A 14,670-nucleotide genomic window follows, 5' to 3' on the forward strand; every position below is an offset into this window, starting at 1 on the left:
GTCATCGCAGGGTTGAGTAAGATCGGCGCGCATACGCCGGAGTGGATCGAGGCATCCACTCCACATCCACCCCCCACCCGTCCTTATGAGGACCCATGACAACCTTTTCTCGACATCCGTGCCGACGCAGACCGACGGGGTCGGCGGCGGACTGATGTCCCAGGACCAGTTTCGCCCGGTTTACCACCCGGCGGGCCATGACAATGAACTGCGCACCGCCATGCAGGATTTACGGACGGGCCGCTGGTTGTCGATGCGAAACCTGCTCCACTCCACCTCGAACTGGGGGATGTGGACGCAGCGCACCCAGGTGCTCGCCGCCGTGGCGGCGGGCTCTGACGCGGTACAGGCCTGGCGGAGCGAAGAGCCGGCGTCGCTCGCCGCCATCGTGATGCAGTGCCGGGTGTCGGTCGAGCGGGCGCTCAGAGCGCACCGGGAAGACCATCAGCGCACCCAGGAACTGTGGCACGAGGCGTGGGACGCCTGCCGTATTGCCGCCCATCAGGCACCGGACGACCCGGTGCCCTGGGTGTGCCTGCTGGCGCTCGCCCAACTCGACGAGAAGCAGCGACTGGAGGAACACCGACAGGTACCCCCCGGACCCATGCTGTTCTCAGGTCCTTGGGGGCTACTGGCGGAAGCCCACAAGCGGGACCCGTTCAATCGCGAGGCGTACCATCGGATGCTCCAGTTCGTATACGCGCGCAAGTCCGGTGGACACCTGTCGGAGGCAGTGAACTTCGTCCAGTGGGCCGCTTCGGCGGCCCCGACCGGTTCGGCCCTCCTGGTACTCCCGCTCTACGTCCGCGTGGAGCGGTACCGCAGGGACAACGGCCACGAGCGGGCACTCGATCTGCATTGGGTCACCGACGACGCGACCCGAGAGGCGGTCCTGGCACTTGAGGCGTGGTTCGACCGTGTCGATCCGGCCCAGTCCTCACTGTTGGACCTCAACCACCTCGCCCACGCGCTCTGGGGTGCGGGCCGATTCATCGAAGCGGCGCGGGTGTTCAGAGCCCTCGGCCCGTACTACACCGCACCCCCTTGGCTGTATCGCTCGCAGAGCCCCAATGACGCGGCTCTCGCAGAGGATGTCTACCTTCGCGCCCGTACCCGATGCCTCACGGCCGCTCGTGACGCGGGTCTCTGACCACTCTCCGATCACCGTTCAGTTTCATCACCTTCCCCCGGAGGCATGTGCATGTCCATACCCGGACCAAGATGGTCAAATTCATCCCCCTCGTCCCCTGTCGATGAGGAGGAACGACTGAGAGAGCTCGGCTATCAGCCGGTTCTCGCCCGCCGTATGGGAGGCTTCGGCAACTTCGCCATCAGCTTCTCCGTCATCTCCATCCTCTCCGGATGTATGACCCTGTACGGCTTCGGCATGAACACCGGTGGACCGGCCGTCATGCTCTGGGGCTGGCTGGGAGTCGGCTTGTTCGTGCTGTGTGTGGGCATGGCACTGGCCGAGGTGACCAGCGCCTACCCCACATCCGGCGCGCTGTACTACATGGCGGACCGGCTCGGCGGACGCAAGTGGGGCTGGTACACCGGCTGGCTGAACCTCCTGGGCCTGCTCGGCGCGATCGCCGGCATCGACTACGGTGCAGCCCTGTTCACCGGCGCGTTCTTGAACCTCCAGTGGGGATTCGACCCCACCCCCGGCTCCACGATGGTCATCTTCCTCTGCATCCTGCTGCTGCACGCCACCTTGAACCTCTTCGGTGTGAAGTTGGTCAGCGTGCTGAACTCGATCAGTGTCTGGTGGCACCTGGGCGGAGTCGCCCTGATCGTGGGGGTGTTGACGGTCGTTCCGAAGAACCACCAGTCCCCGGAGTTCGTCTTCACCGAGTTCGTCAACGGCACCGGCTGGGAGAACCCCATCTATGTGGCCGCCATCGGTCTGCTGCTCGCCCAGTACACCTTCTCGGGCTATGACGCCTCAGCCCATCTTTCCGAGGAGACCTCCAATGCGTCGGTCACGGCGGCCCGGGGCATCGTCCGGGCGATCTGGGTCTCCTGGATCGCCGGCTTCGCGCTGCTGGCCGGTCTGACCTTCGCCATCCAGGACTACGAAGGCGCCCAGAACAGCGCCACCGGTGTACCGCCCGCCCAGATCCTGCTTGACGCACTCGGCACCGGCGGAGCCACCGCCCTGCTGCTCGTGGTCATCGTGGCCCAGTTGTTCTGTGGAAACGCCGAGGTCGCGGCGGCGAGCCGGATGGTGTTCGCCTTCAGCCGGGACAACGCGCTCCCCGGTTCGGCCCTCTGGCGCAAGGTCAGCAGCAAGACGCAGACGCCCGTCAACGCCGTGTGGCTCTCGGTGGGCTTCGCGGCCGTGCTGGCGCTGCCGTCGCTGTACTCCACGACCGCTTACGGCGCGGTCACCGCGATCAACGTCATCGGCATCACCCCCGCCTATGTGATCCCGGTCTATCTCAAGCTCCGGGCCGGAGACCGCTTTGAGCCGGGACCCTGGAACCTGGGCAGGTGGAGCAAGCCGATCGGGTGGATCTCGGTGGTGTGGGTGGCCATCGTGACCGTCCTCTTCCTCCTGCCCCAGTCCAACCCGGTCACCGTCGACACCATGAACTACGCCTCCGTGGCGCTGGTGGCGGTACTCACCCTGGCCACCATCTGGTGGTTCGTCGCCCGTGGTTCCTATGGCACACCGAAGGCCTACGGATCAGCCCGTGAGCAGGCGGAACTTTCGGACCACATCGTGTAGCACCACGCACAGCCCATGGGGGTCCGGCCCACTCGGACGGAGGGCCGGGCCCCCATGCTGCGCCCTGCGGGGAATTGTCAGTGGGACGCGAGATGCTTGGCGCTCAGACACCTCCGTGACAGGGAGCCCGATATGACCCATCGTGAACTCGCCGCTGCGCAGGCGTATCTTCGACTGCTCCAGACCACCCGGGCCGTTCTCAGCGGCCCACCGCACTCGCCATCGTCGCTGCCTCTGCTGGCCGCACCGATCGCCGAGGCCGACGCCGCCCTGAACGAACTGGGCATGGCGGGCAATGAAGCGGCGTTCTTCCAGTTGGTGTCCGGCCTTCAGTCGGGACCGGGACCGAGCGTCGATCACCTCAGCTGATGTCAAAGAGCGGCCTGGTGATCGTCAGCCCGAGGTCTCCTCCGACAGAGGAGAAGAAGGCCATCAGCATCAGCGCGGCGCCACCCAGGGACACATCCTTGAAGAAGGCGCTCATCTCGATCTGGCGGGCCCCCGGATCTGTCTCCTTCCAGAAGGAGTGCATCAGCAGGGCCGTCGGAAAGAGGAAGACGGCGAGGAGCAGCGCTCCGAGGTCCGCCCAGATGCCGAGAAGTACGCTCAGCGCACCTGCCAGCATCAACACTCCGCTGCCGATGACGGCGGGACCGGGTGCGGGCACACCCCGCGCGGCCGCGTACCCGGACAGCGCTTGGGTCTTGACCAGATGCCCCACGCCGGAGTTGAGGAAGAGCAGTACGAAGAGGATGCGTCCGATGAGTACCAGGACGTCCATGGTGACCTCCCGATCCAGGCAGTTGAACCGGTAACCGCCTGCGACCAGATTACCCCTGATCAGGCGGTAGGGCCTGTTGTGATCGGTCCCGTTGAGACATGCTCCCGCCCCATCAAGCGGTGCAGTGCCGGTATCGCGGACACTCCACGGTGGGTGGGAGCCGTGCGGCACAACGCGGTGAGAGTGAGCTCGCCGCGGCCGCAGTGGCTATCTGGCGCCCAGGGACCGTTGTGAGCCCCAGTGCACATCAGCGGGCCTCTGCGAGCCGACCGGACACCAGCCACCAGACACCGAGAAGGTACGACAGGGGCCTCAGCGATCCTGGAGCCCCGGTAGTCGACTCCGCGCCACATATTACTGATCAGTAGGTTCCGGCTCACGCGGAACGCTCAGCCGCTGAACAGATCCCGCTCCCAGCTGGCGAGGCCCTCGACCTCCTTGACCGGACGGCCCGCGGCGTACCCCACCCCGTGGACGGATGCCTCCAGCACCTGGGTGGTGAAGAACAACAGGCTGCGCTCGTTGAAGACCCTGGCCCGGCCCGAGAAGATCTGGCTCAGCAAATCGGCGACGTCTTCCGTGGCCACCTGGTCGAACACCCAGTCGTCGAGGAGCAGCCGTACCGTGTCCGACGCTCGCCCGAACCCCATGAGCGCGATCCACACATCCGCCCCACGGAGCTCGCCGCCCCACTCGGCCCACCATGGCCCCCCTTCGTCGCGCTGCTCGAAGTCCTCGTGCACCACACCGAGGGACCTCAGCGCCGCCTCGACCTTCAACACCGGCTCGGCCTTGCACCGAGAGGGGTCCACTCCGTCTCCTCACCCATCCATGGCGGTGTTGGGAGACCGCTTGGCTAACACGAACCTCGCCTACAACCATCTGCACCATACTCACCGCTGCCTCCAGGGCCACCAAGGGCCCATCCGCTCCGACCGGGTGGGGCGGCACCCCTGGCAGTAACTTTCACTTTTCCGTATGGCTCTATCCATGCTTCTTGATCATCGATCTTGACACATCCAGCCACCCCGCCGCCCCTCAGAAGTCGCACACACGCCACCGGAACCAGCGCCTCGGCTACCCCTACGAGCAGCGCCGAAATATGTACGGGACACCCCTGCCGTGACGCCATGCCCTGACGGGTCTTCAACTGGCTTGCGCAAGAAGCAAATTGCACTCCTGGTTCACTCCGGCTGGGGCCATCCTGCGGGGACCCACCCCCTCAACGTAGTCGACCTGCCCATACAGCCCACCAAGCCATGTCACACCCTTAGGTGGAGTCAGCCATCGGTACCGCCGAAACCTTGCAGTTGGTCGCAGACGCAAATGCACCGGGGTGCGTACTCATGCCCCTTCCCGGGCCCCTCCCGACCCCTAGGGGTCGACCCTGAGATACCGCTCCGGGGTGATCAATCCCGATGCTCACCGAAGCACCACAGAGTGAGCGCACCCACCCGGCCTCCACACCGGACGCAGGCCAACGGCCGCAGGAATGTGGCTCGTTGTTTCAGAAATAACATTGGTCTATACCTTGACTCGCCCCCTCTCGGGGCGATTCAGTGTGCGTTACCAACCCCCGCCACGGAGTGCCTGAACATCCCGGTTCCCACTGGGCAGATCAGGCGCGTCCGTTGACGCACGAAAGGGATAGCTCGTGCTCAAAGACCGTATGAAGACCCTGATGGTTGGCGTGGTCGCCGCCGGATCATTGGCAGCGACGATCCTTCTGCCCACCGCCACGGCTTCTGCCACCTCGCCGGTGGATGAATGCGCCATCGCGCCGAGTTGGGTCGCCGGCGCCAACTACCAGGCCGGTGACATCGTCAAGTACACGGATGGCGAGGTGTACATCGCCGAGCGCAACAACCCGGGCTACAACCCGGTGGTGAGCACCTACTACTGGGACGCGTACACCTGTGGCACGGGCGGGAACCCGAACTCCAACACCTTCGTGGTGAGCGAAGAGCAGTTCAACCAGATGTTCCCGCGCCGGAATCCGTTCTACACCTACAAGGGACTGACGGACGCCATGAAGGCGTTCCCCAAGTTCGCCCACACCGGTACGGACACCATGCGCAAGCAGGAGGCCGCCGCCTTCCTCGCCAACATCAGCCATGAGAGCGGCGGGCTGTTCTACATCACGGAGATCAACAAGGACAACTACCCGCACTACTGCGACACAACGCAGCCCTACGGTTGCCCCGCGGGTGGATCGGCGTACTACGGCCGTGGCCCGATCCAGTTGAGCTGGAACTTCAACTACAAGGCCGCGGGTGACTGGCTCGGCATCGATCTGCTGAACCACCCCGAGAAGGTGGAGACGGACCCGGCGATCTCCATGATGACGGCCCTGTGGTACTGGAACACCCAGGACGGTCCGGGCCCGGTGACCGGTCATGACGCCATGGTGAGCGGGGCCGGATTCGGCCAGACGATCCGCTCGATCAACGGTTTCCTGGAGTGCGAGGGCAAGAACCCGGCCCAGGTCCAGAGCCGCATCAACCGCTACAAGAACTTCACCCAGATCCTGGGCGTGCCCACCGGAGCGAACCTCTCCTGCTGACCAACTGACCGACAGGCGAACTCGAAAACAGTGCGCCGAACAGCGGGCGGGCCGGAGAGCACCTTCTCCGGCCCGCCCGGCTTGCTGGTAGTCCGCCACGCGCCAGCCTCCCGTCGGATTCCGACGGGAGGCTGTTTTCGCCGGGGCTTCCCTGGCCGACCTGCCGACCTTGCCGGGTGGGGAAGCCATGGATCTCCACAGCGGAGAAGCGGTAGCACCACCCAGCGCGGCCATCAAACGCCAGCAGAAATCCACCAGGCCATCCCCAAGTGAGTGCGGCGCGACATTCGGGGCAGATGCAGCTCAGCGCAAGGGGTCAGCCCCTGCGCCCGGTACCGAAGGCCGGCCCTTGTCCCTTCGCCGCCTCTTCTCACTCGGACAACCGGAGTTTCTGGTCGGTTCGGGGGCGTGCGATATCAACGATTCGATGTGAGGAGTCACTGGTGATCGCTGTTGGCATCATCGCCGTCTGCATCGTCCTGGCCGTCCTGGCCTTCTTCGTGCCCCGGCTCTCGCGCCATCCCGAGCGCGGCACCCAACGCACCCTCGGACTCGGTTCACGCGCCGGCGGAAAGGCCCCCGGAGTACTGGGGCGTCTCTTCAGCAAGCCCTTCCGCAGCAGTTCGCGTGCGGTGGGCCGCAGTGGTTCGGCCGGGCGTCGGGCCCGCTGGCGGATGCCGTTCTAGGTGTGGTGTCTCAGGACGCTGGACCAAGACACCCAGGACTCCCTGGGCCCGCACCCTCCTGAGATGAGGTCGGCGGTGGACGGGATGAAACACATCCCGTCCACCGCCGACCTCAGAACAGCTCCCCGGTCATCGCCCATCAGATGACTGGGGAGCAGTTCGTGCCAGGCCTTCTTACGCGGCCATGCCCCGCAGGGCTGTCGATGGGGTCACAGATAGCGGCGGATGGGTCGAACCGCGAGTTCCTGGCCCCGCTGGAGGAGAGACCGTCTCTTCCAACGGCCTCGTTGAATCGGTGTGCTCACCTTGAGGTCTTCCTCGAAGTGCTCGTCCAGAGTCGCCGCGAACGCCTCGTCCAGGACCGCCAGCATGACCTCTTCGTCATGGTCAAGCGAGCGGCGGTTGAAGTTCGTTGAGCCGATGAGCGCGGCGACCCGGTCAACGGTGATGATCTTGGCGTGCATCATCGTCGGCTGGTAGTGGAAGATCTTCACTCCGCAGTCGGTGAGATCCTCGTAGTAGTGCTGCCCGGCCAGTTGGCAGACCCTCTTGTCGGTGTGTGGTCCGGGGAGCAGGATCTCCACCTGCACACCGCGCCGCGCGGTCGCGCAGAGAAGCTCGATGAAGTACGCGTCGGGGGCGAAGTAGGCGGTGGCCAGCCGTACTCGTTCCTCGGCGGACTCCAGCATGACCCGCAGCAGGGTCTGCATGTCCTGCCAGCCGAAGCTCGCCGAGCCGCGCACCACCTGGACCACTGATTCACCGTGGGACTTCTGCTCCACAAAGCGGTCGTGCCGGTCGAAGAGCTCGTCGTGGCACTCAGCCCAGTTCTGGGAGAACGCGGCGGCGATCCCATCCACGGCCGGTCCCTCCACGCGGACATGGGTGTCCCGCCACTCATTCTCATTGCGGGCGTCGCCGCACCACTCCTCCGCGATGCCCACTCCCCCGGTGAATGCGGTCTCCTCGTCGACGACAAGGACCTTGCGATGGCATCGGTGGTTCTGCTTGAGGGGAGAGAGATAGAGCGGTTTGCGAAACCACGCCACGGTCACTCCGGCCCGCTCCATCGACTGCAGCAGATCAGTCTCGATCAGCCGACTGCCGAAGCCGTCGAGAAGTAGCCTCACCCGCACTCCGCGCCGGGCACACTCGGACAGCGCTTCGGCAAACTGGCGGGCGATATCGCCCTTCCAGTAGACAAAGGTCATCATGTCGACCGTGTGTTGGGCGGAGCGAATGCCCTCCAGCATGGCGTCGAAGATCGCATCGCCATTGCGCAGCGGCAGCAGCGCGTTGCCCTCGGTCATCGCGATTCCCAGCAGCCGCTCCAAGCGGCGGCGCAGTCGTTGGACCCGCTCAGCCACGACGGGAGCGGGAAGGTCCCCCGACAGGGGGAGGGACTGAGCGGTCTGTCCGGACATTCATTGACTCCGATGGTGGATTGCGGGCAATGCCGGGGATGGGTGCCGGCGCCGGCCGGGGGTGTACTGGATTCGGTGGTGAGTCAGTGCGACGTATCCGGATTCCCCATCACCGGCGGGAGAAACCCGCCCCGAGCCCGAGGAACGCATCGCACGCATGATCGATGTGACTGAGTCGCCACCAGGCAACTGTCTCAGGCGGCTGGCCGATCTTCTTCATGGTCCGCGCCCAGCCCGGCGAACACGGACACTCCCGCCCGTCCACGACGGACCGCCCCAGCTCCTTCCGGTGCGTTCCCCCAGGTGGAGAGCGTCCCCCCAGCAGGGGTCGACGCGTGTGAGCACCGCCACACGCATAAGAGGGGAGAAACACGGGGTACCAGCACCTACATCCCCGCGTCGCGGGGAGCGGCCTTCGGTAAGTGACCGGCCAGTAGGAATTGTCGGACGCTCATAGGCCATGCCGTACGCTGCGCAGGATCACATGATGTCATCAGCGGATTTACAAGGGGAGTGGCCATGGTCGCGAAACAGGACGGTTCGGCCAGGCTGCTGAAACTGCTCTCGACAGGTGAACAGGATCTCGCCGCACAGTGGATCACCCAGGTCTCAGCGGGGTTGGCGGGCCGGATCAGCAGGGCCGAGCTCGATCGTGAACTGAATGAGCTGTTCACAGCACTGGTGGAGGCGTTGCGCGCCGGGGGCCAGGACGCACATGGGGAAGAGCTGTCGGAGCTGCGGGCGCTGCTCACGGAGCTGTCACGCAACCGTGCCCGCCAGGGGTTCACCCCGAGTGAGACCGCGCTCAGTGTCTTCGCTCTCAAGCATGTGCTGGAGCCGGTGCTGGAGGGCGGGACCAAGGACGATGTCCTGGCGTATCTGCGGCTGAGCCGGCTGCTGGATGACCTCGGCCTGTTCACCATCGAGACCTACACCCGGGCGCGCGAGGAGATCATCGCCGCTCAGGCCGATCAGCTGCTGGAACTCTCCACTCCCGTGGTGAAACTGTGGGACGGGGTGATCGCCGTTCCCCTGGTGGGCACCCTGGACTCGGCGCGCACCCAGGTGGTGATGGAGAAGCTGCTCCAGGCGTTGGTGGACACCGGCTCGGAGCAGGCGATCATCGACATCACCGGGGTTCCCGCGGTGGACACCCAGGTGGCACAACACCTCCTGAAGACCATTGTGGCGGCGCGTCTGATGGGCGCCGAGTGCACCGTGTCCGGAATCCGGCCGCAGATCGCCCAGACCATCGTCGCGCTGGGCATCGAGTTCGGGGACATCGTGACCAAGGCGAGCCTCGCCGATGCCCTGCAACTCGCCCTGAAGAAGGCCGGCGTCGAGATGATCTCCCCCGCGGGTGGGCGGCGATGACCGAGCGCGTACCCATTCTGCGCATCGGTGAGGTTCTGCTGGTGTCGATCCAGGTGGACCTGGACGACCAGACCGTGATGAATCTGCAGGAGGACCTGGCGGAACAGATCGTCGCCCGATCCGCACGCGGTGTGGTGATCGACATCACCGCCGTGGAGATCGTCGATTCCTTCGTCGGACGGATGCTGGCGACCATCGCCGCGATCTCGCGGATGCTGGACGCCGAGACCGTGGTGGTGGGTATGCGACCGGCGGTGGCCATCACCCTCGTCGAACTCGGGCTGTCCCTCGGGGGCGTACGTACCGCTCTCGATCTTGAGAAGGGGCTTGCCCTCCTGGGGCGAAGCAACGCGGGCCGGGCATGAGCCGGCCCTGGGCAGAAGAAGGAGAACCGCAGTCGTTGCCGATCGTGGCCAATGACGATGTCGTACGCGTTCGACGACTGGCGCGAGAGCTGGCACAGCGGTGCAAGCTCTCCCTGGTGGATCAGACGAAGTTCATCACCGCCGCCAGTGAACTGGCGCGCAACACGCTGGTGTACGGCGGCGGTGGGGTCGTCCGGGTCGGCCTGGTGCGGGGAAACGGACGGCTTGGCGCGTTGGCGGTCTTCGAGGACTCCGGCCCCGGAATTCCCGACATCGACCTCGCGTTGACGGACGGCTGGACCTCCGGAGGAGGGCTGGGACTGGGCTTGAGCGGCGCCCGCCGCCTGGTCGATGAGTTCGCTCTCGACACCGAGGTCGGCCGTGGGACGACGGTGACCCTGGTCAAGTGGGCACGGTGAACGCGCTGACGCTGCTGGAGTGCGAGGACATCGCCTGGTTCCGGGACGATCCGGCGCTTCCGGCCGCTGCCCGAGGGGCGGCCGCGGCCCTGGCACGTCGTATCGGTCTGGACTCCCACCGTGCGTCCGAGGTTGCGCTGGCGGTCACCGAAGCCGCCACGAACCTACAACGGCACGCGGTCGACGGGGCCCTACTGCTGCGGGTGCTGCGCACCGAGAACAGCGCGGCCGTGGAGTTCGTCACCGTGGACGCGGGCCCGGGCATGGCCCATGTGGCGGACGCGCTCTCCGACGGGATGTCCACGGGCGGGACCCTGGGCATCGGGTTGGGGGCGGTGGCCCGGCTCGCGGATGTCTTCGACATCCACTCGACCCCCGGCAAGGGAACCGTGGTGGCCGCCCAGTTCTGGCCCCGGAACAGACGAGATCCGCTGACTCCAGCACACACCAACGCCATTGCGGCCGGCCTCACCCGGCCCATCAGCGGGGAGAGTGTCTGCGGCGACGCCTGGGCCGTCCGGATCGACGGGGGCTACCCATCCGCGAGCATGGCGGGGTCCGCTGCCACTCCCGCGGTACTCGCCATCCTCTGCGACGGATTGGGGCATGGACCGCTCGCGGCCCGTGCCAGTGCGGCCGCCATCGACGCCTTCCGCCGTACCTCGGCGGGCGATCCCGAGGCGATCCTGCGCGAGGTCCATGGTGCGCTGCGGGGGACCCGCGGCGGTGCGGTGGCCGTCGCCCGGATCGAACCCGCGCGAGGGCGCGTCCTGCTCTGCGGGATCGGCAACGTCAGCGGTTTCGTCATCGGCCCGGGGACACGGAAGAGCCTGCTGTCGGCCCCCGGCATCGTCGGCCACCAGATGCGCACTCTGCGCACCTTCGAACAGCCCCTCGTCCCGGGTAGTGCACTGGTCCTCCACTCGGACGGGCTGACCGAGCGCTGGAGCACCGACACCCTGCCCGGGCTGTTCCACCGCAGCCCCACGGTGATAGCGGGACAGCTACTGAGGGAAGCGGCGGTGCGGCGCGATGACGCGGGGATCGTGGTCGTCAAGGGGGCGTGGTGACCGCGACCCCCCAGGACCCGCTCCACCCCCTCACGGTCGATATCGTCTCCGTCCAGGACGTCTTCTCCCTTCGGCGCAGCGGCCAGGAGGCCGCCGAATCGCTGCGGATGGAACGGCAGGACCAGGTTCGACTGGCGACCGCCCTCAGCGAGTTGGGCCGGGACAGACTCGGCGCCACGGACCTGACGGCGACGTTCGACCTCCACGAGGAGGGTGAGCCGAGGCTGGTGGTGACGCTCCAGTGGGCCTCCGGCACGGAGCCCTCGCCGGAGGCCTTGGAGCTGGCGACCCGGTTGGTGCATCGGGTGCGCTACCAGCCGGACATCCCGCACAGCCAGCTCGTCCTTGAGCAGCCGGTGCCTTCGAGCGAGATCATCCCCGGTCGCCGAAGAAGACTCAGTGACGCCCTGCGACGGGCCGCTCCGGCAACCATGGCCGAGGAGTTGCGTGCCCAAACACGCGATCTGATCGCCACGTTGGAGGAGACCCGCGCCCAGCGCGAGGAGCTGCGCCGACTCAATGAGGAGCTCGAAGAGACCAATCGGGGTGTCCTGGCCCTCTACACGGAGCTCTCGCAGGAACTGGAGACCACCAACAGCGGGGTGGTCGCCCTGCACACCGAGCTGGACGACAAGTCCCGCCGGTTGCGCGAGGCGAGCGAGGCCAAGACCCGTTTCTGGACCAATGTCAGCCACGAGCTGCGCACCCCGGTCAACTCGGTCGTCGCACTCTCCCGGCTGCTGCTCGACCCCGGATCGGCCTACCTCAGCGAGGAGCAGCATCGGCAGCTCTCCTTGATCGCCTCTTCGGGACAGACCCTGCTCGACCTGGTGAATGACCTGCTGGATGTGGCCAAGGCGGAGTCCGGACAACTTGAACCCCGGCTTGGCCCGGTGGACCTCCACGCACTGGTCGGCCAGCTCGGTGGCGCACTGCGCAACACGGTGTGCGCGAGCCGGGTGGTCTTGAAGATGCCGGATCTGGAGAGCTTTCCCGCCGTCGTCACGGACGAAGTCCTCCTGACTCGGATTCTGCGCAATCTTCTGTCCAACGCTCTGAAGTTCACCGAGGAGGGCGAGGTCAGCCTGACGGTCGGCACCAGCTCCGGCCCTGCGGGGGCCTGGCTGTCCTTCACCGTCGCTGACAGCGGCATCGGTATACCCCTGGCTGAGCAGCAGCGGGTCTTCGAGGAGTTCTACCAGGTGCCCGGTCTCCATCAGCGGGGTCGCCCGGGCACCGGCCTCGGTCTGCCCTATGCCCGTACGCTGGCGGAGTTGCTCGGCGGCTCACTGGTGCTGACCAGCGCTGAAGGACAGGGAACCCAGGTCGATGTGCGGCTGCCGAACCTGTTCCCCGACCAGGTCGCGGACCACGAGAGTGCGGGCACGCTCACCGGGCATTCGTCGGCACGGCAGCCGTCCGATTCGGGACCACGAACTGATACGTCCGGGAGAGCCGATCGACAGGAGAACGGCGCGTGAACGAGGACGCGGAGCACGATGCCGCACCCGCCAGGGTGCTCATCGTCGATGATGATGCGACCAATCGGTATGTGCTGGGCAGCTGGCTTCGCCGCGCGGGTCACACCGTTCTGGAGGCGCCCGACGGGACCGCCGCGCTGGAACTGCTGGACATCGCCGACGCGCCTCTCCCGGAAGTCGCGATCATCGATGTCAATCTTCCCGATGTCAGCGGTTTCCAGGTCTGCGAGTCGATCAAGGCCAACCCCCGCACCGCGGGCGTACCGGTGATCCACGTATCCGCCGTCATCATGAGCCCCGAGGATCACGCCCGGGGACTTCAGGGCGGTGCGGCCGCCTATCTCAACCAACCCATTGACCGCGATGAGCTTCTGGCCACACTGACCGCGACGCTTCGCTACACCCGAGCGCAACAGCGCGCCGAGTGGCTGGCAAAACGACTGCGGACGCTGAACCACACCACCCTGGACGTGTACAAGGCGGTGGGTTTCCACTCCTTCGCGAGCGCGGCGACCAGCGGCGCGGCGAATCTGATGTCCTGCGCCGCCACCGCGGTCTTCCTGACTCCGCAGGGACATGTGGTGCACAGCATGGCCCAAGGCCCCGGTGAGACAGCCCGACTGCTGCCGACCCACCCCAGTGTGCTGAACCGACTCGCCGTCCAGGCCCTCGGCTCGGGAACCGGCACCGAGACCGCGCACATCCCCCAAGCCCTCTGGCAGACGCTGTTGCCCTCTGATCAGCTGGGCGGGGATGTCTTCTTGATCGTGGTGCGCACCAAGCGGGGTCGGCCGCCCCTCTGCTTTGCCGTGCCCGCCGACGCCTTGCACGGTTCCGATGACCGCGAGCTCTTCCAGCAACTCGCCATCGCCAGCTCGCTGGCACTGGAATCGTTGCGCAGTTACACCGAAGAGCACTCGCTCGCCCTGACCCTCCAGAAGACCTTCCTCCCCGACGGCCTCCCCTCGGTGCCGGGGATTGAGATGGCCTTCCGCTATGTCCCCGCCGGTGCACAGGCCGAGATCGGTGGTGACTTCTACGAGGCACTCGAAACGAGCGATGGTCTTCTGGTGGCCATCGGCGATGTAGCAGGGCATTCGCTGGCCGCCGCCGTGGTGATGGGTGAGCTTCGGCATGCGCTGCGCGCCTATGCGCTGGAGGGCCATCCGCCGCATCGTCTCCATGACCGGCTGGAAACACTCCTCGCCCATTCACGGCCCGGGGTCACCGTCACCCTCTGCCTTGTCCTGATCGAGCCTGGTGGGCGTCGTATCCATCTCTCCAACGCGGGTCACATCCCACCGCTGCTGGTCGAACCGGACGGGCAGGCCCGATTCCTTCATGAGCACGGCCCACTGCTGGGCCTCGGTCTTCCGCATCCTCCGGCGACGATCTATTCAACGGCCCCCGAGACGCGCCTGGTCCTGATGACCGACGGACTGGTGGAAGAGCGGACCAGGGACCTTGACTCAAGTCTGAGTGAATTCTGTGCCGCGGTGACCTCGGGGCCGGACGATCTGGAGGAGCTGAGCGACATGCTGCTCCAGACATTCGGCAAGGACAAGGACGACGACATCGCGCTCCTGACCGTGCACCTGAGCTAGTCCTGGGCCGGTCACCGCCTCAGTGCGGCGTGAATGGGGCGGCCGGCGTACAAGACCGGGTTCGGCGCGTCGACTTCGCCCCCGCGCCAACCGTTGTCCTGGCCGAGCCCCCGGGGCGGAGGATGCCTGCGCACGGCTCATCCCCAACAGCGACCCGCCGGGGATGGGAAGA

At 66.3% G+C, this 14,670-nt stretch carries 14 protein-coding genes; 11 read left to right on the plus strand and 3 right to left on the minus strand.

The genetic code is table 11. The features are described from left to right. The first annotated feature begins 154 nt into the window (after window positions 1–154). From NBG84_RS15005 to NBG84_RS15015, 3 genes are all read left to right on the plus strand, one after another. On the plus strand, window positions 155–1,150 hold the full coding sequence (locus NBG84_RS15005; protein WP_250920066.1) for a hypothetical protein: 996 nt from the start codon (window positions 155–157) through the stop codon (window positions 1,148–1,150). 51 nt (window positions 1,151–1,201) lie between these two features. Then, window positions 1,202–2,731 (plus strand): amino acid permease, encoded by a 1,530-nt coding sequence (locus NBG84_RS15010; protein ID WP_250919927.1) that lies wholly within the window; start codon window positions 1,202–1,204, stop codon window positions 2,729–2,731. A gap of 132 nt (window positions 2,732–2,863) precedes the next feature. After that, on the plus strand, window positions 2,864–3,100 hold the full coding sequence (locus tag NBG84_RS15015; protein WP_250919928.1) for a hypothetical protein: 237 nt from the start codon (window positions 2,864–2,866) through the stop codon (window positions 3,098–3,100). Here NBG84_RS15015 and NBG84_RS15020 read toward each other — a convergent pair. Together NBG84_RS15020 and NBG84_RS15025 are read right to left on the minus strand one after the other, a co-directional pair. After that, a complete protein-coding gene (locus NBG84_RS15020) occupies window positions 3,093–3,512 on the minus strand; it encodes a DoxX family protein (protein WP_250919929.1) in 420 nt (139 codons plus the stop codon). The genes NBG84_RS15015 and NBG84_RS15020 overlap by 8 nt on opposite strands. Window positions 3,513–3,901: 389 nt before the next feature. Beyond that, window positions 3,902–4,324 carry a hypothetical protein gene (locus NBG84_RS15025; RefSeq protein ID WP_250919930.1) on the minus strand — a complete coding sequence of 141 codons (423 nt, stop codon included), beginning with the start codon at window positions 4,322–4,324 and terminating at the stop codon, window positions 3,902–3,904. 842 nt (window positions 4,325–5,166) lie between these two features. Between NBG84_RS15025 and NBG84_RS15030 the strand changes: the two genes are divergently transcribed. Further along, window positions 5,167–6,075, plus strand: a complete 909-nt coding sequence (locus NBG84_RS15030) for a glycoside hydrolase family 19 protein (RefSeq protein WP_250919931.1) — start codon at window positions 5,167–5,169, stop codon at window positions 6,073–6,075. Window positions 6,076–6,518: 443 nt separating this feature from the next. Continuing rightward, window positions 6,519–6,761 carry a DUF6411 family protein gene (locus tag NBG84_RS15035; protein ID WP_250919932.1) on the plus strand — a complete coding sequence of 81 codons (243 nt, stop codon included), beginning with the start codon at window positions 6,519–6,521 and terminating at the stop codon, window positions 6,759–6,761. 209 nt (window positions 6,762–6,970) lie between these two features. Here NBG84_RS15035 and NBG84_RS15040 read toward each other — a convergent pair whose 3' ends face one another. Further along, window positions 6,971–8,185, minus strand: coding sequence for a phospholipase D-like domain-containing protein (locus tag NBG84_RS15040; RefSeq protein ID WP_250919933.1), 1,215 nt, complete (start codon window positions 8,183–8,185; stop codon window positions 6,971–6,973). Window positions 8,186–8,704: 519 nt separating this feature from the next. On the opposite strand from NBG84_RS15040, the gene NBG84_RS15045 reads away from it, so the two are divergent. The 6 genes from NBG84_RS15045 to NBG84_RS15070 are packed head-to-tail and all read left to right on the plus strand — an operon-like array spanning window position 8,705 to window position 14,498. After that, window positions 8,705–9,559, plus strand: a complete 855-nt coding sequence (locus NBG84_RS15045) for an RsbRD N-terminal domain-containing protein (protein ID WP_250919934.1) — start codon at window positions 8,705–8,707, stop codon at window positions 9,557–9,559. Continuing rightward, complete coding sequence (locus NBG84_RS15050) at window positions 9,556–9,924, plus strand: STAS domain-containing protein (RefSeq protein WP_250919935.1); 369 nt, start codon at window positions 9,556–9,558, stop codon at window positions 9,922–9,924. Before NBG84_RS15045 ends, NBG84_RS15050 begins: the two co-directional genes overlap by 4 nt. Next, window positions 9,921–10,343 carry an ATP-binding protein gene (locus tag NBG84_RS15055; protein WP_250919936.1) on the plus strand — a complete coding sequence of 141 codons (423 nt, stop codon included), beginning with the start codon at window positions 9,921–9,923 and terminating at the stop codon, window positions 10,341–10,343. Before NBG84_RS15050 ends, NBG84_RS15055 begins: the two co-directional genes overlap by 4 nt. Continuing rightward, window positions 10,331–11,413 (plus strand): ATP-binding protein, encoded by a 1,083-nt coding sequence (locus NBG84_RS15060; RefSeq protein WP_250919937.1) that lies wholly within the window; start codon window positions 10,331–10,333, stop codon window positions 11,411–11,413. The genes NBG84_RS15055 and NBG84_RS15060 overlap by 13 nt, the downstream gene beginning before the upstream one ends. After that, window positions 11,410–12,894 (plus strand): sensor histidine kinase, encoded by a 1,485-nt coding sequence (locus tag NBG84_RS15065; RefSeq protein WP_250919938.1) that lies wholly within the window; start codon window positions 11,410–11,412, stop codon window positions 12,892–12,894. The genes NBG84_RS15060 and NBG84_RS15065 overlap by 4 nt, the downstream gene beginning before the upstream one ends. Then, the gene (locus NBG84_RS15070) at window positions 12,891–14,498 is read left to right on the plus strand and encodes a SpoIIE family protein phosphatase (protein ID WP_250919939.1); all 1,608 of its coding nucleotides are present in this window, start codon (window positions 12,891–12,893) and stop codon (window positions 14,496–14,498) included. The genes NBG84_RS15065 and NBG84_RS15070 overlap by 4 nt, the downstream gene beginning before the upstream one ends. Window positions 14,499–14,670 lie beyond the last annotated feature (172 nt).

The sequence above is a fragment of the Streptomyces albipurpureus genome (genome assembly GCF_023701525.1).
GTDB classification, from domain to species: Bacteria; Actinomycetota; Actinomycetes; order Streptomycetales; family Streptomycetaceae; genus Streptomyces; species Streptomyces albipurpureus.